Annotated in this window: 25 protein-coding genes and 1 other annotated feature; of the genes, 14 read left to right on the forward strand and 11 right to left on the reverse strand. The window is 36.8% G+C overall.

Translation table 11 applies throughout. From position 1 onward, the window contains the following. The gene (locus IHV09_RS02820) at window positions 1-747 is read left to right on the forward strand and encodes a ZIP family metal transporter (protein WP_197127234.1); all 747 of its coding nucleotides are present in this window, start codon (window positions 1-3) and stop codon (window positions 745-747) included. 4 nt (window positions 748-751) lie between these two features. Here IHV09_RS02820 and IHV09_RS02825 read toward each other — a convergent pair whose 3' ends face one another. Both IHV09_RS02825 and IHV09_RS02830 read right to left on the reverse strand, forming a co-directional pair. Further along, window positions 752-1,165 (reverse strand): MarR family transcriptional regulator, encoded by a 414-nt coding sequence (locus IHV09_RS02825; RefSeq protein WP_197127235.1) that lies wholly within the window; start codon window positions 1,163-1,165, stop codon window positions 752-754. A 208-nt stretch (window positions 1,166-1,373) separates the two neighbouring features. Then, complete coding sequence (locus IHV09_RS02830) at window positions 1,374-2,846, reverse strand: MDR family MFS transporter (RefSeq protein WP_197263561.1); 1,473 nt, start codon at window positions 2,844-2,846, stop codon at window positions 1,374-1,376. 399 nt (window positions 2,847-3,245) lie between these two features. Here IHV09_RS02830 and IHV09_RS02835 point away from each other — a divergent pair, with 399 nt between their 5' ends. Beyond that, entirely contained in the window at window positions 3,246-3,974 is a 729-nt protein-coding gene (locus IHV09_RS02835; protein WP_197263562.1) for an AAA family ATPase, read from the forward strand. Window positions 3,975-4,017: 43 nt separating this feature from the next. On the opposite strand, the gene IHV09_RS02840 is transcribed toward IHV09_RS02835, so the two are convergent. Then, window positions 4,018-4,680: a GNAT family N-acetyltransferase gene (locus IHV09_RS02840; protein ID WP_197127238.1), complete on the reverse strand. Its 663-nt coding sequence runs from the start codon at window positions 4,678-4,680 to the stop codon at window positions 4,018-4,020. A 135-nt stretch (window positions 4,681-4,815) separates the two neighbouring features. Here IHV09_RS02840 and IHV09_RS02845 point away from each other — a divergent pair, with 135 nt between their 5' ends. The 6 genes from IHV09_RS02845 to IHV09_RS02870 all read left to right on the forward strand — a co-directional run bounded on the left by IHV09_RS02845 (window position 4,816) and on the right by IHV09_RS02870 (window position 10,910). Then, window positions 4,816-5,151: a n-acetylglutamate synthase gene (locus IHV09_RS02845; protein ID WP_197127239.1), complete on the forward strand. Its 336-nt coding sequence runs from the start codon at window positions 4,816-4,818 to the stop codon at window positions 5,149-5,151. Window positions 5,152-5,345: 194 nt separating this feature from the next. Then, on the forward strand, window positions 5,346-6,683 hold the full coding sequence (locus IHV09_RS02850; protein WP_231618111.1) for a copper amine oxidase: 1,338 nt from the start codon (window positions 5,346-5,348) through the stop codon (window positions 6,681-6,683). A gap of 63 nt (window positions 6,684-6,746) precedes the next feature. Then, on the forward strand, window positions 6,747-7,724 hold the full coding sequence (locus IHV09_RS02855; RefSeq protein ID WP_197263563.1) for a class F sortase: 978 nt from the start codon (window positions 6,747-6,749) through the stop codon (window positions 7,722-7,724). 173 nt (window positions 7,725-7,897) lie between these two features. After that, the gene (locus IHV09_RS02860; protein WP_197263564.1) at window positions 7,898-8,689 is read left to right on the forward strand and encodes a nicotianamine synthase family protein; all 792 of its coding nucleotides are present in this window, start codon (window positions 7,898-7,900) and stop codon (window positions 8,687-8,689) included. After that, entirely contained in the window at window positions 8,686-10,017 is a 1,332-nt protein-coding gene (locus tag IHV09_RS02865; protein ID WP_197263565.1) for an opine metallophore biosynthesis dehydrogenase, read from the forward strand. Before IHV09_RS02860 ends, IHV09_RS02865 begins: the two co-directional genes overlap by 4 nt. Beyond that, a complete protein-coding gene (locus IHV09_RS02870; RefSeq protein WP_197127243.1) occupies window positions 10,014-10,910 on the forward strand; it encodes a DMT family transporter in 897 nt (298 codons plus the stop codon). The genes IHV09_RS02865 and IHV09_RS02870 overlap by 4 nt, the downstream gene beginning before the upstream one ends. A gap of 34 nt (window positions 10,911-10,944) precedes the next feature. On the opposite strand, the gene IHV09_RS02875 is transcribed toward IHV09_RS02870, so the two are convergent. Then, window positions 10,945-12,312 (reverse strand): amino acid permease, encoded by a 1,368-nt coding sequence (locus tag IHV09_RS02875; protein ID WP_197263566.1) that lies wholly within the window; start codon window positions 12,310-12,312, stop codon window positions 10,945-10,947. A gap of 84 nt (window positions 12,313-12,396) precedes the next feature. After that, window positions 12,397-12,625: a binding site (T-box leader), on the reverse strand. Between the two features lie 219 nt (window positions 12,626-12,844). Beyond that, the gene (locus IHV09_RS02880) at window positions 12,845-13,366 is read right to left on the reverse strand and encodes a DUF6843 domain-containing protein (RefSeq protein ID WP_197127245.1); all 522 of its coding nucleotides are present in this window, start codon (window positions 13,364-13,366) and stop codon (window positions 12,845-12,847) included. Between the two features lie 182 nt (window positions 13,367-13,548). Between IHV09_RS02880 and IHV09_RS02885 the strand changes: the two genes are divergently transcribed. Then, the gene (locus IHV09_RS02885; RefSeq protein ID WP_197263567.1) at window positions 13,549-14,397 is read left to right on the forward strand and encodes a DUF2785 domain-containing protein; all 849 of its coding nucleotides are present in this window, start codon (window positions 13,549-13,551) and stop codon (window positions 14,395-14,397) included. A gap of 50 nt (window positions 14,398-14,447) precedes the next feature. Here the strand turns inward: IHV09_RS02885 and IHV09_RS02890 are convergent, their stop codons facing one another. Then, a complete protein-coding gene (locus IHV09_RS02890) occupies window positions 14,448-14,783 on the reverse strand; it encodes a winged helix-turn-helix transcriptional regulator (RefSeq protein WP_370568782.1) in 336 nt (111 codons plus the stop codon). 122 nt (window positions 14,784-14,905) lie between these two features. Here IHV09_RS02890 and IHV09_RS02895 point away from each other — a divergent pair, with 122 nt between their 5' ends. The 3 genes from IHV09_RS02895 (at window position 14,906) to IHV09_RS02905 (ending at window position 16,491) form a co-directional block, all read left to right on the forward strand. After that, window positions 14,906-15,400 (forward strand): lactoylglutathione lyase family protein, encoded by a 495-nt coding sequence (locus IHV09_RS02895; protein ID WP_197127247.1) that lies wholly within the window; start codon window positions 14,906-14,908, stop codon window positions 15,398-15,400. A gap of 137 nt (window positions 15,401-15,537) precedes the next feature. After that, entirely contained in the window at window positions 15,538-16,188 is a 651-nt protein-coding gene (locus IHV09_RS02900) for a pentapeptide repeat-containing protein (RefSeq protein WP_197263568.1), read from the forward strand. A gap of 102 nt (window positions 16,189-16,290) precedes the next feature. Next, window positions 16,291-16,491, forward strand: a complete 201-nt coding sequence (locus tag IHV09_RS02905) for a hypothetical protein (RefSeq protein ID WP_197190547.1) — start codon at window positions 16,291-16,293, stop codon at window positions 16,489-16,491. A 57-nt stretch (window positions 16,492-16,548) separates the two neighbouring features. Here IHV09_RS02905 and IHV09_RS02910 read toward each other — a convergent pair whose 3' ends face one another. From IHV09_RS02910 to IHV09_RS02925, 4 genes are read right to left on the reverse strand one after another with little or no spacing between them, the layout of a single operon-like run. Further along, on the reverse strand, window positions 16,549-17,553 hold the full coding sequence (locus IHV09_RS02910) for an ABC transporter permease subunit (RefSeq protein WP_197263569.1): 1,005 nt from the start codon (window positions 17,551-17,553) through the stop codon (window positions 16,549-16,551). Between the two features lies 1 nt (window position 17,554). Further along, on the reverse strand, window positions 17,555-18,430 hold the full coding sequence (locus IHV09_RS02915) for an ABC transporter permease subunit (RefSeq protein ID WP_197263570.1): 876 nt from the start codon (window positions 18,428-18,430) through the stop codon (window positions 17,555-17,557). Beyond that, window positions 18,423-19,025, reverse strand: a complete 603-nt coding sequence (locus IHV09_RS02920) for a hypothetical protein (protein WP_197263571.1) — start codon at window positions 19,023-19,025, stop codon at window positions 18,423-18,425. Before IHV09_RS02920 ends, IHV09_RS02915 begins: the two co-directional genes overlap by 8 nt. Next, complete coding sequence (locus tag IHV09_RS02925; RefSeq protein ID WP_197263572.1) at window positions 19,015-19,569, reverse strand: sigma-70 family RNA polymerase sigma factor; 555 nt, start codon at window positions 19,567-19,569, stop codon at window positions 19,015-19,017. Before IHV09_RS02925 ends, IHV09_RS02920 begins: the two co-directional genes overlap by 11 nt. A 257-nt stretch (window positions 19,570-19,826) precedes the next feature. Between IHV09_RS02925 and IHV09_RS02930 the strand changes: the two genes are divergently transcribed. Beyond that, the gene (locus IHV09_RS02930) at window positions 19,827-20,606 is read left to right on the forward strand and encodes an aminoglycoside 6-adenylyltransferase (RefSeq protein ID WP_197263573.1); all 780 of its coding nucleotides are present in this window, start codon (window positions 19,827-19,829) and stop codon (window positions 20,604-20,606) included. A 22-nt stretch (window positions 20,607-20,628) separates the two neighbouring features. Beyond that, complete coding sequence (locus tag IHV09_RS02935) at window positions 20,629-20,769, forward strand: hypothetical protein (protein WP_197263574.1); 141 nt, start codon at window positions 20,629-20,631, stop codon at window positions 20,767-20,769. 46 nt (window positions 20,770-20,815) lie between these two features. Here IHV09_RS02935 and IHV09_RS02940 read toward each other — a convergent pair whose 3' ends face one another. After that, window positions 20,816-22,009: a DUF418 domain-containing protein gene (locus IHV09_RS02940; protein ID WP_197263575.1), complete on the reverse strand. Its 1,194-nt coding sequence runs from the start codon at window positions 22,007-22,009 to the stop codon at window positions 20,816-20,818. Window positions 22,010-22,086 lie beyond the last annotated feature (77 nt).

Below are 22,086 nucleotides of genomic sequence, written 5' to 3' on the forward strand. Positions count from 1 at the left end.
ATGACAAAAACAGTTCTTAGTTTCATATTTGTAATCGGGTTTGCACTTGTCCATTTAAGCTCTAAGTACTTAAGTTTTATAAAAGACTCTCCACGAAGTAAATTTTTATCTTTTTCAGGCGGCGTAGCTGTTGCTTATGTTTTTCTACATTTGCTCCCTGATTTGAACCACTATCAACAAAAGGTAGGGGAATCGCTTAAAAAAGGGATTGGGCACTACGTAGAGGACCATATTTATTTAATTGCGATGCTCGGTTTGGTACTTTTTTATGGACTAGAGCGGTTAGTCAAGAATTCAAAAAAGAAAAAAGATGCACAGTCAAACTCTGAAGAAGTTGCTGTTTCTTCAGGTGTATTCTGGATACATGTGACATCGTTCTTCCTTTACAATGCGGTTATTGGCTACTTGCTCATAAGAGAAGAGTACGAGACGAAATGGGGAATGTTTTTCTTCTTTTTGGCATTGAGCATTCACTTTGTCGCTAATGATCATGGCCTGAGAAAGGATCACAAACAAAAATATGACAAGTATGGAAGAGTGTTGCTTACAGTTGCGATTTTAATTGGTTGGGCAGTCGGAGCTATCACCGTAGTTCATGTACTGATCGAATCTATATTAGTTGCTTTGTTAGCTGGAGGTATCATATTAAATGTCCTAAAAGAAGAACTTCCAGAGAATCAGGAAAGCAGTTTTGTCGCGTTTATCGCAGGATTAACTGGTTTTTCGATACTGATGATGTTGGTTTAGAAGATTAGTCATTAATTTTCTTGAAAAGCTCGTTTAACTTTGTAAAAGAAAGCTTTTCTTCAGATGTTAATGGTGAAAGTGATGAAGAAATAATTTCGTTTTTTTTAACCAGCAACCTAGTGATTTCCTGTGAACCATTCTCTGTTAATGATACATAGACTTTTCTGCGATCAGATTCTGTATATTGCCGATCGACCATTCCTTTTTTAGCAAGTCGATCAATAAGAGTAGAAGTTGAAGCTGGAGTTGTATCGATTTTTTTAGCAAGTGCAGTTATTGTTTGATTTTGATTCTCAAGCAAATAAATCATCGTTTCTATTTGAAGATAATTCAGTTTTTCATCATGAAGAAATGATTCTTTAAAATTTTTAACAAATTTAATCAGTTCGTAGATCTCAAAGTTGTTATTGTTATTCATAATCATTCTCCTAAAGTAAATGAAAAGACGACACTTCTTATTAAGTGTCGTCTCATTTTACTTGATTTTTATATATTAAAACCTTATATTTTTAACTTTATTAACTTATTGCCTACTGTAACATAGTGTATACACGTGTTCAATTTGAAATAAATGGATGAAGGCTTGCCGAAGCCTTCATCATTGACAACTAAAAGAAAAAAATAATTTATCGAATGCTAGAAGAATGAATCTGTTCGTTCTGTTCATTTCTATATTTCAGTAGTAGAAATGAGATTCCAATTCCGATTACGGTTAAAAGAAGCGTAACACCGTAAATAGCATGAACCCCAGAAGCAATTATTTCTTGAAGTTGACCCAATTGGCTAGCTTTTAGTTCACCACCGTGTTCAAAAGAAGCGTTCAAATCAAGGTCTTGTCCCGCTTTTTCAGCTTTAGAGATGGTAATCAAGTTAAAAATCGTTCCGAAAACAGCAGATCCGAGCGTCTGGCTGAATGTGTTCGTAAACGTATTGGATGCTACAGCTACCCCGCGTTTGTTGGAGGGTACAGATGCTTGGATAATAAGCATGTATATAGGTGTGATAAGTCCCATACCGAGCCCTAGAACACCAGATGCAACATAGATTAAGTATGTTGGAGAATGAGCGTCTAACAGATAGAAAAGTAATGAAGCCATACTTACTACGCTTATTCCAAGAGTAATAATCCAATTATCCTTTAACCGTCCTACTAAGTTGCCAGCAACAAGTGAACCTAAAGTCCACATAACAGGAAGTGGCATCAAAACAAAACCAGCTTGTGTAGCCGTTTTCCCCATAACTCCTTGGCTCCATATCGGCAAATAAATCGTTATACAAATAACGACAGCACCAGAAATCAATGTGAGTGAGTTTACGATCAACACACTCTTATTGGTGAAAAGGTTAAGTGGAATGAGTGGTTCAGGTGATTTTTTTTCTATATATACAAACAGTACATAAAGCAGGATCGCAGTTAAGAATAGTCCCATAATTATAGGATTGCTCCACTCTTGAGTTTGGCTGCCTGTTAAAAGCGCATATAGAAAAGCGATCGTAGCAAGGGAAAACGTGACAGCTCCCCAATAATCAATATAAGGTTTACCTTTTGTAAGCTTTTCTTTGTAATTTGTTGCGAGTATGAAGAAAGCAAGAAGTCCGAACGGGATATTTAAGAAGAAAATATAGCGCCATGAAAGCGTGTCAACAAGAAAACCACCAGCTAAGGGTCCAAGAACCCCGGAAACTCCCCATACTGCTGAGATCCAGCCTTGTGCTTTCGCTCTTTCCTTTGCCTCAGCATACAAATCTCCAATGATTGTCATCGTAATCGGCATAACTGCACCAGCACCGAGCCCTTGAATAGCACGGTAGAAGATGAGTTGTTCCATTGACATGGCGATTCCGCAAAGAGCAGAGCCTATCAAAAATAGAATAATACCTGCAAGAATTACCTTTTTCCGGCCGAATAAATCCGCAAGCTTTCCATAGATCGGAGTCGATACGGCAGTAGCCAGCATATAAACCGCGTAAACCCAGCTCACCAGTTCAATGCCGGAAAGATCGCTCGTGATACGTGGAATGGCTGTACTCACAATCGTACCTTCCATCGCAGCCAGAACAGTTACTAGCAATAAAGCGGTCATAATTTGTTTTCTCATATATGTCCTCCTTCGTAAAAAAATGACAGAATCATAAGTAGTTCACTTTGTTAAATGAATAATAAAAAAGAGGCTAACCAAGAAATTAGTTTATCACGTCATTGGGGGATTAGCTATCTTGCAGTATTGCAAGAAGGGGATGGATTAGGCACTGAGCTGTAATTGGACAGATTATTCCCAAGTTTGGACATATTCCTCTTTAGATCGGACAGATTATCATCTTGATTGGACAGATTATCCTTTAGATTGGACAGATAATATCAGACATTGGACAGATTAGCCTCTAGATCGGACAGATTATCATCTTGATTGGACAGATAACGATGATAATCGCTACAATTATGACTGAAGCAGTGAATGGCTGATCTCGTTTGTTATACTTTTTAATAGGTGATGCTAATGTTTTTAAAAAGAATAAAGCTTTTATGTGATGAAATTAAATCATTTGAAGAGTTTCCGTTCTCTATTCCTGCAATCAGTAAACTGGATGAGATACATCTCGAAAAGAACGTGACTTTTTTTGTAGGAGAGAATGGAACGGGGAAATCGACACTGTTAGAAGCGATCGCGGATAAGTGTGATTTTCATACAGCAGGTGGTGGTCGCAACAATATGTACGACGTGTACGCTTCGGAATCAGATCTAGAAGATTATATTCGCCTTTCGTGGTTGCCGAAAGTATCGAACGGGTTCTTTTTACGTGCAGAATCGTTCTACAGCTTTGCTACTCATCTAGAGGAAGTAGACAATACAGGATTCCGTGATTATGGAGGGCGGTCCCTACATGAACAATCTCATGGTGAATCCTTCCTATCTCTTTTTTTGAATCGTTTTAAAGGAAAAGCGATCTATTTACTAGATGAACCTGAGGCGGCCCTTTCACCTTCAAGACAACTCACTTTCTTAAAGATTATTCATGATCTAACAACCCAAGGTGATACGCAGTTTATAATTGCGACTCATTCTCCGATTTTATTAGGTTATCCGAATGCAGATATACTAAGTTTCGATGATGGAAAGATATCTACCATAGATTATGAATCTACAGATCACTTTCAAGTAACCAAGTACTTTTTTAATAATAGAGAGAAAATGATGAAAGAGCTTCTTAAAGACGATGATGATTAATTGAATTTGAAAATGATGTAAATGAAGCAAGGAGAACTAGTATTTATGTATCTAGTTCTCTATTTGTCGTTAAGCCAAATGGATCATAGATCATTACAAAAGTAGAGAAAGGAATCTCATCACTCGTAATCTCTTCAACGAGTGAAAAACCTAAGTGCTTATAGATTCTCACATTTTGCACTGTTTCTGTTTGAAGCAAACAAAAGGTTCTTTTCTCGTTGGTTTCTGCAACAGCGGCACTCATCATAGTGGTCATGTGACCTTGATGTCGGTGGAGTGGGTCTACGCATACTGAATCTACCAACAGAAAGTTTTTATAGTTATTCTTATAATAGTTAAGTTTGCTGTTAGATGATTGTAAACGGCTCGCTTTTCTCAAAAAATCTACTATAGATAGTTGTATGAAAACACCGGGCAGACGAAATGCGCATGATAGAGCAGCAAGTATTGATTTTCCTAGCTTTGTTTTCTCTCCGTGCTGAGATACACAAAAGAGTCCCTCTACATGATCAGAAGTTACATATAGTGAGCCGTTAGATTGCAGAATACGAAGGACCATAGGGAAGACAGAACGTAAAATTTTTCTCCTTTTATTCGGGATAGGAAAAAAGTACACAAACATTGGATTATCAATAAACGAATTCGTTAAGACTTCACTTGCTTTTGTGAGGTGTTTTTTTTGCAGTTTTTTTAAGTGATCATACATGAAGTAAACTCCCTTCAATGATGAAATCTAACAATATGTCTGCCAGCCTAGCATTACTCTAATGAATATCATTTACTGGGAAAAATCGAACTTCTATGTTAACTTATGTGAATATTCTAAAAAGGTGGTTTAAAGATGATTAATTACGACGGAAAAATATTCGTGTCAGTTCAAAACTCTTCGAACGGTGAAGTATCCTCACAAACAACGTTTCACTACAAACAAGAGGGGAATATCGTGACTGCTTCCTACGGAGGTGGAGATATCTTAAAAGGCACGTTAATCGGAATATCTAATGAAGATGGCAGCTTGAACTTCAGATACAATCATGTGAACACATCTGATGAAATAAGGGGTGGGGCATGTGTTTCACAACCTGAGATCTTGAGTGATGGAAGGATTAGATTGTATGAAAAATGGAGATGGGTTGAGGGAAGCTCTGGTGAATCCATAATTGAAGAAGTGAAATAACTACCTTTTATTTGATTGGAAAATCCCGTTGTAATGGGGTTTTTAAGTGTTTTCCCTATCTAACACCGTAACAAAAACTCGAAAATAATAAATAAATGTTATAAAAAGTGATCCAAACTGAAAAACCTCCCGTTATCTAGATAAGAAAGTTAGCTAACTTCAAAAATTTCTAGAGACAAGGGAGAGAACTTATTATGAACTTGAAAAAACTAATCGTACCCGCATTAAGCGTATCCTTACTGATTCCTACTGCTGGAAATGTACAAGCAGCTGAGAAACCAACGGTGAACACACCAGCTTCTCAGTTAAGAGCTGACTTGGATTATCTATTATCTGAGCACTTTGTCTTAGCTGTTACGGCTATGACTAAATCGTACGATGGAGCGAAGGATGCTGAAGCAGCCAACAAAGCTCTAGATCAGAACGCTCTAGATATGACGCCTGCAATTGCATCTGTATACGGTGAAGAAGGTGCAGCTGAATTCGAGAGAATCTTTAGAGAACACAACAACTACACAGATGATCTTGTAAACGCAGCAAAGGAAAAAGATGAAAATGCTCGTGCAGATGCTGAAAAAGAAGTAGCGGAATTCGTTGAAGAGTTCTCAACGTTCTTAAGTACAGCAACAGAAGGTAAACTTCCAAAAGAAGCTGCTACAGAAGCAGTAAAAGTGCACGAAGCTCAAGTATTAGAAGTGTTTGATAACTATGTAGAAGGCGATTATAAAGAAGCGAACGAAACGTTCCGTGAAGGTTATAAACACATGTACGTCATCAGTGATGCTTTATCAGGAGCAATCACTACACAAATGCCTGAGAAATTTGAAAACACGAAATCTGACACACCAGCAGCAGACCTACGTTCAGCACTGAACAGCTTAGCTGCAGAACACTTTGCATTAGCTGCGACAGGCATGCAAAAAGGATTTGACCAGAAGGAAGATTATGATTTTGTAAGCTGGGCTGAAGATGCTCATACAGCTGATTTCAAAGCAGCTATCGCTTCTATCTATGGTGAAGAAGGAGCAGCACAGTTTGAAAAAGTTTGGCAAGGAAACCATATCAACGCACAATCTGAAATCGTTGCAGCAACACTAGAAGGTGATGAGGCAAAAGCCAAGGAAGCAAAAGCAAAACTTGATCAGTTTGCAATGGATTTCGGAGCATTCTTAGGAGCGGCAACGGCTGAAAATCTGCCAGCTGCTGATGCTGAAAAAGCGATCAAAGCACACGAAGACCTAGTAAGACAAACATTTGATCAATACGTGGCAGGAGATTATGATGCATCATACGCTTCATTCCGTGAAGGATACAAATATATGTTTGGTGTAGGTCAAGCATTGGGTGGTGCGATTGTAACTCAAATGCCAGACAAGTTTGCAGAAAGTGAAATGCCTTCAGATATGCCGAAGACAGGATTCGGTGGAGCGAGTGAATCTACATCTGCTTCTGCAATTGCTCTGACTGGTCTTGGCTCACTATTAGCAATGTCAGCACTATTCTTATTCAGAAGAAAGTCAACTAATCAGTAATTAAAACATATATGGAGAGGGGGAAACCTCTCTTCTTTTTTATAAAAGAGGTGTAATGATCACATGAAAAAAATCATCTTTCTTTCCATCAGCAGTCTGCTTTGTTTTGTCCTGGCAGCTTACAATTACGGAATCTTTCCATCTCAAGCTTCTTCTCTACAAGAGAAATCTAAAGGAGAGCGTATTGAATCCAACCTGGAGAATGCAACACAAACACCTGATACAACTAAGAGTCCTTTAGCAAAAGAGTTCACACTTTTAAAGTCCGAAGTAAAAAAGCTGACTGAAGCTCAAGCAAAAGAGTCTGCGGAAATGAGAGGCATTGTTCCTGTTCGCATTGAGATTCCCGCAATCAATGTTAAAGCACCTATTGAGCAGGTAGGTATTTTAGAAAACGGACAGATGGGTGTTCCAGAAGATACGAATAGTGTAGGATGGTTTGAACCGGGTGCAAAACCTGGTGGAAGAGGAAGCTCAGTTTTGGCAGGACATGTTGATAGCAAAACTGGGCCAGCTATTTTCTTTGATCTCAAGAAATTAAAGCAGGGTGATAAGATCATTATTACCGATAAAAATGGAGCAGCACTGACGTTTGTGGTGAACAAACAAAAAAGCTATCAGAGAAACTCAGCCCCTATCAATGAGATCTTTCAAACTACTAGTGGCCAGAATCTGAATCTAATTACTTGCTCTGGGGTTTTTGATCGAACAGAAGGTACACACGAAGAACGACTTGTTGTATTTGCTGAATTAAAGAAAGAAAACGTTGAAAAACCCGTTACACCGCCTGAAGCTCCTGAGAATGTGGAGGTTAACGGAAGCTTTGTAACCTGGCATGCTGTTCGAAAGGATAACATCGTTGGTTATCGAATTTATAGAAGTGAACAAAAAGATGGGAAGTTCGAACAAGTTGGAAGCATCTCTGCTCATGAAAGAAAGAATTTCACAGATGAAAATGCAGAGAGTTACTATTATTATGTTACATCCATTGATACTTTAGGAAAAGAATCGAAACCTTCTTCAATTGCTAAGGTAAAATAATGACCTCATTAAAAGTACTGCACATTTAGCAGTGCTTTTTTTGTTTTAGGTAAAAGTGCAGTGATTGTAACGTTCAAGAATAATTATCATTGACTCGTGTGATGAAGTGATGATATTATGTAAAAATTAAATCGTAATAATTACGATTTACAATAAAGTGTATGGAGGTTCTAGTGAAAGAGAGATTTCAATTATTACTATCTTTGAAAGTCACTGAGTATGAGATCAATGAACTTTCAAAGTTTGCCAAAGAATGTGATGAGTGTTATGAGCTATTAAAAGTAAAACTGGATAGTCTTCATCATTTTATGACAGATCCTACTAACCTGCATCGATGGCGAGAGTGGGGTGAAGATAAGGACATAGTGTTTTTATCTGAAAAGCTGCGGGAAGCTTCCGTACAAGCTCTTTGTGAGATGGAAAAATATCAGAGTTTGCGAACATGTAATCATCAATTGAATGCAAGTGAATACATAACTACACTTTCACAAACGGTGAAACAAGAATTAGATGAATTACATATTAACGAGAATTCAAAAGTGTTATTTATAGGTTCAGGAGCGTTTCCCATCTCCGCTCTTACCATTGCGAGTGAAAAGAATGCAGAAGTTCATTGTATAGACATTGACGAAGAAGCGGTTGAGATGGGCAGAAAAGTTTCTGAGATTACAGGACTTCAAGAAACTGTTAGATTTTCTAAGTCCGTTCGAACCGATGTGCCTTTTGCTAAAAGAACGACTCATGTATTAATCGCTTCTCTAGTTAGAAACAAACGGGAAGTACTGAATGAAATAAAGGATTTATTACAGCCTCATACAAAAGTTATACTCCGATATGGAAACGGTTTAAAATCAATCTTTAACTATCCGTTAGAGATGAAGTTGACTAACGATTGGGAACTGAAGAGTGTAAAGAGATCAGAAGGTATCTATGACACGATGGTCTTAGAGAAAATGAATATATGAATGTAATGAAGGAAGTGAGTGAAATCATGAATGATATTAGGCCAAGCGACTTAGGGAATACCCTAATTGCAGGCGCTGGGCCAGCTGCTATTCAGACAGCCGTCCAACTATATTCAGGTTTTAGTGAAAGGATAGGACTGTATAATCGCCCTGGTGTACATGCGCAACGTATAAAAAAAGAACTGATTCATAATAATTTTGAAGTTAGCCTGACTATTCAAGGTAAAGAGGCGGAATCAACTGCAAAGATTGATTGTTTTTTTGATGATGTATCCCGTTTACGTGATGAATGGGAGACCATAATTCTAGCAACTCCCTGTACGAGTTATGCAAATGTAATGAAGTCACTTCAAACTGCAGAATTAAAGCGAGTAAGAACCATAATCCTACTAGCTCCTAACATTGGTTCAAACGATTTAGTAAAAAGTTTGATGCCAAAAGAAACAGTTGAAGTAATCAGTATGTCAACTTATTATGCTGCAACTAAATTTCATGCTGATTCTGCAGTCACTGCTCATACGAAAGCATTTAAAAAACGGATTTACTTAGGTTCTTCAAAAGGCAAAAGCCGTATGGTAGGTGTCCTGAAAGAATTTCTAAAATCGTTGAATATTGATGGGGTGATCGTTGATCATCCGCTCGATGCGGAATGCAGAAATATTACAACATATGTGCATCCAGCCTTCTTTTTAAATACATTTACTTTAAATGAAATATTCGATGTTCAACCTAAAGATAAGAAGTATATGTATAAGTTGTATCCTGAAGGGCCAATCACACAGCAAAGAATAAAAACAATGGTACGGCTCTGGAAAGAAATCTCAACTTTAATAAAAGAATTAGGAGCGGATCCCATTAATTTATTAAAGTTTTTAAATGACGATAATTATCCAGTTCCAATCGAATCTATACCAAGAGAAGATATTGATAACTTTTCAGAATATGAGGAGGTCAGACAGGAGTATCTGCTCTATATACGCTATGCTACCATTCTAATCGATCCGTTTTCAATTCCTGATCATGAAGGAAGATATTTTGAATTCTCAGCAGTTCCCTTTAAAAAAGCACAGGAGGAGATTGAGGGAGTGTGGAGTAACCCTAGGATCCCCTTTGAAGACTACCAAAAATTGATCCTAATCTATGGTCTTGCAGAGAAGTTAGGGATATCAATGCCTGAGATGAAGATGCTCATAAAGAATTTTGAATTAGAGAGTCAACAGATTGAAAAGATGTTAGGAATAACAGAGTCATTGATTGAAGCTAGAAGACTATCTTCATTGCGAGAAGTAACAGACATCATGAAGGAAAGAGAGAGGCGTTATTCATGAAAAACGGTGTTTTGCTCGCCATCCTATCTTCCTTTGTTTTCAGTATTATGAATGCACTCGTTAAGGCAGTTAGTTTAAATATCCCTTATTCAGAAAGTGTATTTTTTAGAAGTTTGATAGGAACCATCATCATCTTTATTATTATGAAAAAGAAAAAGGTCGCCTTTTCAAAAACCGGTGTACCAATGCTTATGGTTCGGGGAGTCTTTGGAGCGTTATATCTATTAGCCTATTTTTATACAATCGCAAAAATTCCATTAGCAGATGCTAGTATCCTGGCCCATCTGTCTCCCATTTTTGCCGTAGTATTAGCAGGTTTGTTTTTGAAAGAAAAACTAACGAAGACGCTTCTCTATATTCTTCCTGTCGTGTTAGCAGGGGCGCTCTTACTGATTAAACCACAGGAGTTTTCATCCTATTCCATGTATGCGCTAATTGGTGTAGGAGGTGCTTTTTTCGCAGCTTGTGCTGCCACTTCTATTCGGTATTTAAGCAGCAGACATCATGCTTATGAGATCGTATTCTATTTTCTCGCTACAGCAACGTTAGTTAGTATACCTTTAATGTGGAACCAATTTGTTGTACCTTCACCTTTAGAGCTGTTTTATCTGATCTGTATCGGTGTTGTATCTTTAGTAGGACAGTTATTCTTAACAAGTGCATTTACGCATGAAAATGTCGTTGTTGTAGAGGTTACCCGTTACATTGGAATCGTCTTTAACGCTTTTTGGGGCTTTTTATTCTGGTCAGAGATTCCAGATGGTCAAACGATTCTAGGAGGTATGTTGATTATTGCTTCATGCATCTTCTTATCACGTAGACGATCACTAGAAGCAAAGATTGATAAACTAAGGTTAAATAAAGTAGCGATGAATACAGGTGCTAAAAGGTAAGGAGAAAACGCTCGGTTACGAGCGTTTTCTTTTGTTAACTCGCCATCTTTTCTTGATTCGAGTTAAGTGATTTTCTTTTAAACACATACGTTGCACTTATTAATATATAAATGCCTAGTGTTACACTAGTGATCTTAATTGACGTGGTGAGTACAATGCCGATCAGTATTGCAAATAAAGATAGAATAGCAATCCAAGTGGTATAAGGAAACCATTTTACATAATACCCGGAAAGCTGTTCATTCTTATTTCGTGACTTTAAATGTGCAAAGGCAATGATTAACCATATAAACAATACGGTGTAGCCAAGTGATCCCATAAGATAGTTGAACGTTTTACTGCCCGCAAAAATAGAAATGAGTACACCTGCATATAGAGAAGCTGTACACATCAAAATCGCGATAAAAGGAACTTTCTTAGATGAAAGTCGAGCGAAAATCTTAGGAACACGACCATCAACGGCTTGTGTATACAACACACGTGATGAACCGTATAACCCTGAGTTCATGGATGAGATGATCGCAAGCAGAATCACACCATTCATCACATGATCAGCACCAGGAATTCCAATCATCTGAAACACCATGACAAAAGGACTTTCATTCCCGCCATTTACTTGATCCCAAGGAATTAAGCCAACAATGATAAAGAACGGAAACAAGTAAAAGGCTATGATACGAGTTAACGTACTGCGAACAGCTTGTGGTACTACTTTTTCTGGATTCTTCGTTTCAGCTAAGGTTACACCGATAATCTCCGTTCCACCATACGAATAGATAACGACTAACATAGCTGTCATAAGACCAGCTGAACCGTTCGGGAAAAATCCACCTTGATCCGTTAAGTTCGTGAAATTCGGTGCAACATGGTCACCAAACGAAACGAATAACAGCAAAAGTCCTGAAAGAATAAAAATGACGATCACACTGATCTTAATAAGGGCTAACCAGTACTCCGTCTCAGCAAATATTTTAACGGATAACAGATTTACGATCGTAACGGCGATTGAAACCAAAAAGGCTAGCAGCCAAATCGGCGTATCCGAGAACCAGTATTGAAGAAATATCGCTGCCACCACAGCTTCTGCCGCAATGTTTAGCACCCACATCTTCCAATAAATCCAATCAAGAAAATAAGCGGGGAACATGCCTAATACAGATTGAACAAGGTCACGAAACGTTCGGGCACCACTGTTTTGAACAGCCATCTCTGCTAAACCTTGCATCACAAACAATAAAATGATTCCGCCGATTAAATAGGCTATAACAACAGAGGGACCAGCAGAATCAATAGCCGCACTGCTGCCTTTAAAAAGGCCGGCTCCGATACTGCCTCCAAGAGCCATCATCATAATATGACGAGAAGTCATCGTTCGTTGTAAGTTCTCTGTGCTTTTTTTCATCTTCATAACCTCTCCTAAAGTGATGTTAGAATCTATAAAACAAATAACAAAAAAAGGCTTACCATCTCTGATCTCAGTTGTGAGAAAAGAGACGATAAGCCTTTGGCTGACCGCGGTACCACTCTTGTTGATTCGTCATAGAATCCTGCTTGTAGAACCTGTTAACGAAGGTTAATCGTCAAAACATCGAGAACGCGTTCTTTTTGTCTTGCTGCTCCAGGGCGAGTTCAAAGCTTTCATAGACTGCGTTCCACCAACCCGCAGCTCTCTAGACTACAAAATGACTTTTACTACTCCCGTTCGTTGCTTTTATCAAAATGATTATTCAGAATAATATGGATTACTATATAGGCTGTATCTTAGACTTGTCAACACATAAATTTTAAATGAAACAGCACAAGGTAGTATGGAAACGGTAACATTTATTCACTTTCTGAAGTTATTTCATGCTGATCTTAGCATGTCATGGGGTGGGAAGAATGCTAAATAAAAAAAGGGTGCAGGAGGTTTTTAAATTCTCCCTCACCGCAACTTATTTCTTTATTGCCAGCTTTTGAAAATAATATTTTCCTACATGGTTCACTTGCGCATTAAAATCATTTCTTCCATTTTCTTTAAAAGAAGGACCACAACTAGAAGACGTTACTTGAATAACGGAATACTTAATATCTTCACCGTTTCTACCTGAAAAACCACCGTTTGATCCAAGACTGATACACTGGTCGTTGATTTCTTTTCGCTTGCCATTTTTATCAACATAATAATATTTATCATTCACAACTCCATAGATCATGTCCTTCGTTGAGGTGAATGAAACACCATACTGACTGATCTCAGTATCTTTTAGTACATCCAAAGTCTTTTCTTTTACAGGAATTACTGTGTAATCATCTTCTTTTTTTAAAGCGGGTTCGTCTGGCATGTTATAGAACGTAAAGATAGAGCCCTCGAAGCCTTCTGGAATTAAAAAGATGTTGTTTGTAGTCTCTTGTTTGTTAAAACTACAGCCTGCTAAAAACAATATAGATATCGCAACAATTATATATTTTTTCAAGTGCATTCACTCTTTCGATTCATTTTCTTTATTGTATCATTGTATCCAAAATTCCAATAACAACTAACAAGCTTTCCACAGAATTGTAACGAGTTAAACAAATTTTTCCAAAAATAAACCTGTATTATACCATCTTTTTGTATAATGAAAATATAGAAATACTAAATGGGGGTAGAAAGATTATGACTACTTTGTTCCAAAGCGACAAAACGGTTGAAGAAAGCGAATTATTAAGGCTTTTGACTTCAATAAATAACAAGGAAAAGACATGGGAAGATGTAGATCAGGAAGTTGTTTTAGATGCGATGATTCTACATATTGGGTCACCTAGTAGTGATCTACGAGAGATGGTTTATCGATCGTTTTATATGTCAATTATCCACGATCTACTCGACTACGAGACATTAAAGAAACTTCTAGATTATAGTGTAACGCACCTTTTATTTAAAGGAATCGGCGAAAGTGGGACAGATTCTGTCTTCACCCGTGCTTTCACAACGATATTGATAGCGGTCATCATCAATAAAGATATCGAAGTGGATTTTCTTCCAAAAAACACCCTCATTGAAGTGAAAAATGAAATCAAGAAGTACATAGAGCTGGAACGAGATGTTAGAGGTTATGTACCCGTAAAAGGTTGGGCACACAGCATTGCTCATGTGGCGGATACATGTGATGAATTGATCAAGAGTGAAAAAATTGCCGAAGTTGAAAACTTTCCTATCATTGAAATTCTTTTGAAAAAATATTGTACGACTCCGACTGGATTTTTGCATGGAGAAGATGATCGCGTTGTTACAGCTGTTCTTACTATGCTGAATAAAAAGGTAGGGTTTGAAGAATTAAAACAATTTGTTGAAGAAATTCCCGGCCTTTTAAAATCTCAAAAAGAAGAATTGTCATCTGAAAAGTATTGGTTCGTTATGGCTAACTGTAAGTCCCTGCTAAAAAGCCTCTTCATAGGAATTAGTGATGATCCGCTATGTAATTCACTACAACATACAATTCGAAAAAGCTTATCACAAATTTAAACAAGCTTAAGGAGGCAGGCCGTTGGTTTAGAGCACTGAACCTCCTTTTGTTATGCTAAATCTCCGTGCTCTGTTCCCCATTCATGCATCTGTTTTAAAATGGGCATTATTGTCGAACCGAATGCAGTCAATGTATATTCTACCTTCGGAGGTACTGTATTGTACGATTTCCGATCAATGAATCCGTCTTCTTCAAGTTCCTTTAATTGCTGAGAAAGAACTTTATGTGTCACTCCTGACAACAGGTTTCTTAATTCGTTGTATCGTAAAGTACCATCTATACCTAAGTGCCATAGAATAACCGTTTTCCATTTACCACCGATTTTTTGTAATGTATATTCAATTGAACATTTTAGCTTGCCATCGTCATGTGTTGATATTTTCACGAAACTAACATCCTTTCTTACTTCTAGGATAGTATGTCACTTTAAAGTGCGTTCTTACATAGTAGGAGAGTGTCTGGGTATAATGATTCCTGTAATCAACAAAAATAGGGAGGAAGATGAATATGCCAATCTATCCAAGAACATTTTCTCATATTGGATTGTCCGTGCCAAATCTAGAAGAAGCGATTAAATTTTACACAGAGGTTTTCGGATGGTACGTTATCATGGAGCCTTCAGATGTAGAGAATGACGATACACCAATCGGTCAAATGTGCCGTGATGTTTTCGGTGATGACTGGGAAACATTTCGAATTGCACATTTAGCAACAGGTGACAAGATTGGAGTAGAGCTTTTTGAGTTTCCTCATAACGAAAAGCCTGAAAATAATTTTGAATATTGGAAAACAGGTTTGTTCCATTTCTGCATCCAAGATCCGGATATTGAAGGAATTGTAGCTAAAATTAAAGAGTATGGCGGCAAACAGCGCATGCCAATTCGTGAATATTATCCGAACGAAAAGCCTTATAAAATGGTCTATGTAGAAGATCCATTCGGCAACATCTTTGAAATCTATACGCATAGTTATGAGCTTACCTACTCTCAAGGAGCATATTAATATATAAGAGAACCGCTGACTATTTTTGTTCAGCGGTTTTTTCATTGCACAGAAAATCAAAGAAAAGAAAAGACTACTATTTATTTTTTTACTTCTGTAAGCTTGATTTAATGAGATTACGTAATGGAGTGAAGAAAATGACAAAGAAATTCAAGGTGGATCTGCCAAAAATTCAGGGAGATTTAGAAGAAGCAAGATTTCGGGATTTGTATTTGGAGGAAGATCCTTATCTTCACGACTGCTCGATAACGGGAGCTTTTTTAGAGAATGAAGAAATCGACAAACTCATCCTATCCAAAGTGAAATTTAATAATGTGACACTAATCCACTCCAGTTTTTATAAAGTGGACATGACCGATGTTGTATTTGAAAACTGTGATCTTTCCAACACAAATTTTAAAGAAGGTATCCTTTATCGCGTTCATTTTAAAGAATGTAAGCTGATGGGTGTAGACTTCGAAAAGGCGAATCTTAGAAATGTAACGTTTGAGAACTGCATGTTAGACATGAGTGAGTTTGTAGAAACAGATCTTAAACCCGTTTTGTTCGATCAATCTTCGCTTAAAAATGCTAACTTTTATGAAACAAAACTTAATAAAGTGAAATTTGAGACGTGTAATATCGAGGGAATCGATTTTACAGAAACGGCATTAACTGGGATTGATATTAGTACTTGTAAATTCAATAACATTAATGTGGACATCACAAGTTTAAAGGGATGCACAGTATCTCGAGAACAGGCTATCGTGTTTTCAACATTGCTAGGATTAAAGGTAAAAGAGGAATAAAAGTAATACTAACAACTAATTGGATAATTATGTTAAAATTAAAGTGTAGGCACATATGGCATGACTTCATGTATTAAATCATTTTCCACTAGGAGAGATGAAATGAAGGAAAACCTTACACTAGCTTGGATTGCTGCGTTATTTGCTCTTATAGGACAGCTGTTGTTTTTTATAATAATCGCTATTTATTCCGGTGAATGGCGCTTCGTGATGTGGAGTTTCATCGTGAGTATGAGCGTTGGGGTCCCTAGTATGATTCACGTTTGGCAGGCACAAAAACGTACGAATCTAAACAGAAATTAGGAGTTTTTCTTTCTCAAATAACAACGGATTCTAAAATGCAAGTAAGCTCATTACCCCTTAGGGGAAATGAGCTTTTTTCGTCTCTTTAACAAATGAAAAAGATGACGCAACCGGGATTACCTCAATGGGCTTTGTATGATCTCTAAAGCTTTTTTGTTTAGAAAAAAGGTAAGCCCTCTCTAGTCCGGAAAGTATAAATGTACATGCGATTATGGTTAATGTGAAAAAAAGAATGGGGACAAGTGGAATCCAAGGATGCGACATAAACGATGGATAATACATCCCTAGTAAACCCGTCCACTCATGAGTAACAGAATCAATATCTCCCCCATGAAAGACAATGGTTCCACCAAAAAATATTTGTAGTACTCCTAAGTGTATTAAGATGACAAGAACTTGAATGAATTGTTGCAGAAACAAGATGATAAGTATGGGATTGAGGTGAGGGGCAATATGTTTTCTTAAAAGATGAGGATAACGGCCACCTAATATTTTTGCAGAACGAACAAATTCTTCATCGAGTAATAATTTTATTTCATTTCCTAAATAAAACGTAATTGTCGGAACGGCGAATATGATTAAGATCATCATCTGAAAGCCAACCCTTAGATAAAAGGGTTCTGGTGTAGTACCGTTACTAAACGTTAGGACGTGTTGCAAGAGGAAATAGGAAATCATAGTCATTGGAATAACTGAAAAACTATCAAAAAAAGATTCAAAGCTTCTGAAAAGTGGTTTGTTAAATTTAGCAAGGGTTATCGCTAGTAATAAGCCAATAAAAATACGCATGAAAGTGATAAGTAGCCCAGCCCCTATTGTCCACTTTGCGCCTTCAATGATGAGATGAAGCAAATCATACCCTTTACGGTCCGTTCCTAATAAGAATTCAGCTGACGGTGCAAATGGGGCAGCACTCACTGTTCCATTTGCATCAAAAAGTAAGGATACACGCCTGATTTCGCCATCATAGAAAACTGAATTTCCAATACTTAATACTACAAGAGTTATTAAAAACAGAAGAGCAATTACAGCTCTTTTTTGGCGTATGAAACAATACCACATATTAGATGACCTCTTTTAGCAGATGTGAATTGAATAGTCTGAACAGCTGGAAATAAATAAAAATAGGTACATAGATGAGTAATAATGCTACTGTAAAAGTTTCGATACTGTTATAGTCTTTTACAAAAATGAATATCCCAATAGAGTTAAAAAAATATTCAATAATATAAAGGTTGGATAACATAAACCAAATGTTGGTTTTTGTAAAAAAGAAGAAGCGGAGTAAGACGTTTCTTAACACATGTTTGAAAAATACAGTGAAATGACTTAAACCTTTACCACTTGCAAGTGATACATATGGCTTTTCATACTCTTCTTCTGTATGAAAAAGTAAAATTTTCGTAAACATTATGGTTGTAGGAATACTTAAACAAATGATTGGAAGTGCTCTTATCTTTTGATCGCCAGCCGCTGCAACTTCCACAACGAGTATTCCGGTTTTTTTAAACAACCAAACGATAGACAACTGTAAGATCATAATGATTAAAATATCTGGTAAAGCTTCAAGGTACACAAGACTCTGCTTAACTTTGTTTACAATTCTAGGATTAAAACAGGTAAGACAATAAACGATAAGTACCGCTAGTACTAATGAGAAGATAAATGAGCTAGCAAATATAGTTATAGATTCTTTGTATCTGATTAAGATTTCAGGAAATAACGGACGTACAACTTTATAATAGGAATACGTTAAAGTAGAAGGTTCAAGTAAACTTGCAACTAGGTTACCGAATGCTTGGAAATATTGTGTGATATTTAACGAAAGTCCATTAAAAAGGGCCGGTGTAGCACCTAATGCTATAATCCCTGCTAATGACAATAATAGTTGAATACATGTGGATAATGAATGTTTGACCCAGTTAATTACTTTATTCATCTTCAGGCATGCTCCATTCAATACCGATTGATCCTGCAGGTTTGTGTGCAATCAGTATGTAGTTATTTGCATTCCCGTTATCATAAGCAGCTGGGTTTTCTCTATAAATTGAAAGGTATACAGTCACATTTTTTATATCCCATATGTTTTTTCGTTGTGGGTAAAGCTCTTGATAGAGTCTTGAGTATGTTGTTAACACCTCTTCTACATCCTTCTTGTAATCAGTTATTTCACCGTGGTCTGAAATCATCACTTCCATGGAGAAGGACTTTTCACTTTGTTGAAGGTTATAAATTTCATCGGTAAATCCTTTTTGTTTAGCCAAATTTTCCGCTTTTGTTAAAAACGGAATGGACAAATAACTTGTTGACGAATTATTTCCTGTTTTTGAAACGAGAAATGGTATGGTAGTTGTCATGATAAGTAGGACTAGCGCCGTAATCATAAGGTATTTAGCAAAAAAGAACGAGGGTTTAACATTTTTTTTCTCTTTAATACTTAGTAAAATCCTTTTTTCCATTTGCGAGGTGAGCTTAATATGTCTATATACGCGCTGATCCATATGTTTTTTTAGATTTTGTAGTTTATCTTCCAAATGTAGATTCCCCCCATTTTTCTAATCTACTTTTAAGAAGTTGTCGGGCTTGATAGAGTCTTGATTTGACCGTTGTAGACTTTAATTTAAGAACTTGTTCAATTTCTTGCAGCGTTAGTTCTTCATAATAAAATAAGAGGATAACTTCTCTATACTTAGGCTTAAGCTTCATAATCTCTTGAACGAGTTGCTCTGATTCATCTTGGATAATTAACTTCAACTCTATCGATTTTTCATTAGAGGCTGTGAAAGATAGAATATGAGAAAGCTTCAATTGTTTGTAATGCCAGCTCTTTAAATAATCTTTGCATTTGTTTATAGCAATTCGATAGATCCAGCTTTTAATCGCTTGTTTCTCACGTAGATCGTCCATCTGTAAGTAAACCGTTAACATCGTATCTTGAAGAATGTCCTCAGACTTTGCTTGATCTTTAACATAGGAATAACAAAGTCGTAAGATGCTTTCGCCATACTGCTTTATAATGCGTTGTAATTCTTCTTCACGGTAATCATATATTTGATTCTGTAATGGTTTTTGTTTCATCTGCATCCCTCATAAAAAAGTCATTTAACTAAAGACGATCCATTTTAATTAAGGTTGGATTTTTTTTAACAATTAACCATTTCTAATGTTTATTTGAAAAACCTTTTTTATCTAATTAGAAGGTACCATCCTCCTTTAAGAGAAATATGAAATGAAGATGATAATAGGGAGCTGGTTTTCGATGAGTGGGATTTGAAGCTTTACGGAATTTTTATCAGAAGAGGGATGGAGAACTGCCGTTACAGCGGAAAAAATTAATGAGAACTATAGAACAAGACCTAGTGGCAGATAAAAATGTTTTAGCCGTTTTTTATGGCGGGTCGATCGGAAAAGAAAGCACAGATCTCTATTCAGATATTGATCTTCGTGTTGTCGTGCGAGACGCCGTTTTTGAGAAGTTTCGAGAGAATAAAAAGAAAAGAGCGGCCAATTGGGGGCAAGTTCTTTTCTATGAAGATTTTCCTTGGACAAACTATTCTATCGCTCATTATGACTTCTTTATTAAAGTGGATACTTTCTATTACAAGAAAAAAGATCTTCAGCCTTCTATATGGATGCAGCATTTAAAAATAGTTTACGATCCTGAAGGTCATGTAAACTCAATAAAGCAACAATCACTTCAGCTATCCTACTCACCAACGATAGAAGAAGTAGAGATTTGGCGTACTAAATTCTTCGCATACGTTCATGAGTTCTATAGGCGAGTCATGCGGGGTGAACTCTCATACGCAAAACAATGTTTAGAAAACGGGATCTATTCTATGGTGTCTGGATGGTATATGATGGCAGGTCTACAGCCAAATAACTTTGCTGATTGGTCTAAGGTTGAAGGAATGAGGAGTCCGTTAGCTGACTGGCAGCGCATGCTTCTATCTGAATGGCGCTACAATTCAAACGAAGAGGACATGTTACGAGTCTTAATAAACATCTTACCTCAATTTCAAAAGTTACATAAAGAGTTATGTGAAGTTGTTGAAATTACGTATGATCAGAATTGGGAAGAAGATATTCTGAAAAAGGTCCTATTTAATTTTTAAACTTGAATGAGGTGGTGAGTGTATGGGTGGAGCATCTGGGCTAGCGTTTATGGGCTTATTTACTTTTACTTTTCCAATAGCTGTAGGAACCTTTGTATTGGTCATGCTGTATCGAATGAATCAATCACTAAAAAGAATAGCGGATCGCCTAGATGAGAAATAATCATGAAACAAAAGATAGCTGTCTCTGTGTAGACAGCTATCTTTATTTATATCGCTTTTCTATAATCATCCTCTAAAGAAGTATGTTTTTTGAACTTAGGTATCTTTAAGTAGACGACCAAGCGTACAAGATATTCAACGGGACCGATGGGCAGATGTTTTAAATAAACGGAACTAAGGAATGCTTGAGTTCCAAAGATAATAACACCTACTACAGTAGCCAGAATTACACCAAGATCACCAAACCAACCTAAACCATAGCCGTAAAATAGAAATGTACAAATTATAGATTGCATGAGGTAATTTGTTAATGATAGTTTTCCCATACTTTCAAAACCACTTAAGAAACCTTTGAACTTCTGGAGGTTGTACATGTAAACGAACAGACTGATATAACCGATCGCAAGCATACTTCCTCCGATCATACTCATGTCTAAACGATAATCCCACTGCTTGCTGAGTAGAGGGGTAGCTTTTAGTAAGAGTCCGATTGGTATAAATAAACCACTTAGGATTGTGAACTGTTTGATCTTAGAAGACGTGTTTTGTAGCCATTTTCTATGTGCTGCATACATACCAATTAGAAACATCGGACTAAGAACAAAAGGAGTTAAAAATAACATGAAGGCTGCTTCACCACCACTCATATCAAGCATTTTGTCATCAAGACTGTGTGCTCTTATTTCTGAGTACGTTCCTGATCCATAGATTTTCTGTGTCTGTTGCATATATAAATCTATCTTGTCAGCACGGATCATTTTAATTTCTTCTGCCTCAAACAGGGAACCAATGAAGAGAAGAGAGAATAGTAGAGTAGCCCAAATCAATAGTGTCTTTGGTTTGCGATTTACCATGACTAAAAGCAGAAGACCCATAAGCCCATATACAAAAAGAATATCTCCTTCCCATAAATACGTGCTATGCAAGATCCCAAGAGTCATCAGTAAAGCAAATCTTCTGAACAGATGCCACTTTACACGTTTGTTTCTTTCCTTTAACTTGTTACGCATAAGAATAAGCGAGTACCCAAAAATGAACATGAAGATAGGAAGAAATGCGCCTTCAATCACCACTTTTGTAAAGTAATAAGCATATGTATCAGCTGTTGATAACTTGTAATATTGAATTTCGTCCTTCCCAAAGATTCCAAACTGAAAAATGAGTAGATTTGCCAAAAGAATTCCTAATAAGCTAAATCCCCTTATACCATCGATGATGTTAATTCTCTGTTTAACCAACATTTTCACAATCCCCTTTATCTACATAATTACCAGTACCTAACAAATGTGTCGACGACATAACTATAACAGCGTATTTT

Origin of the sequence: Fictibacillus sp. 23RED33, from assembly GCF_015903925.1 — a bacterium.
Classification (GTDB): domain Bacteria; phylum Bacillota; class Bacilli; order Bacillales; family Fictibacillaceae; genus Fictibacillus; species Fictibacillus phosphorivorans.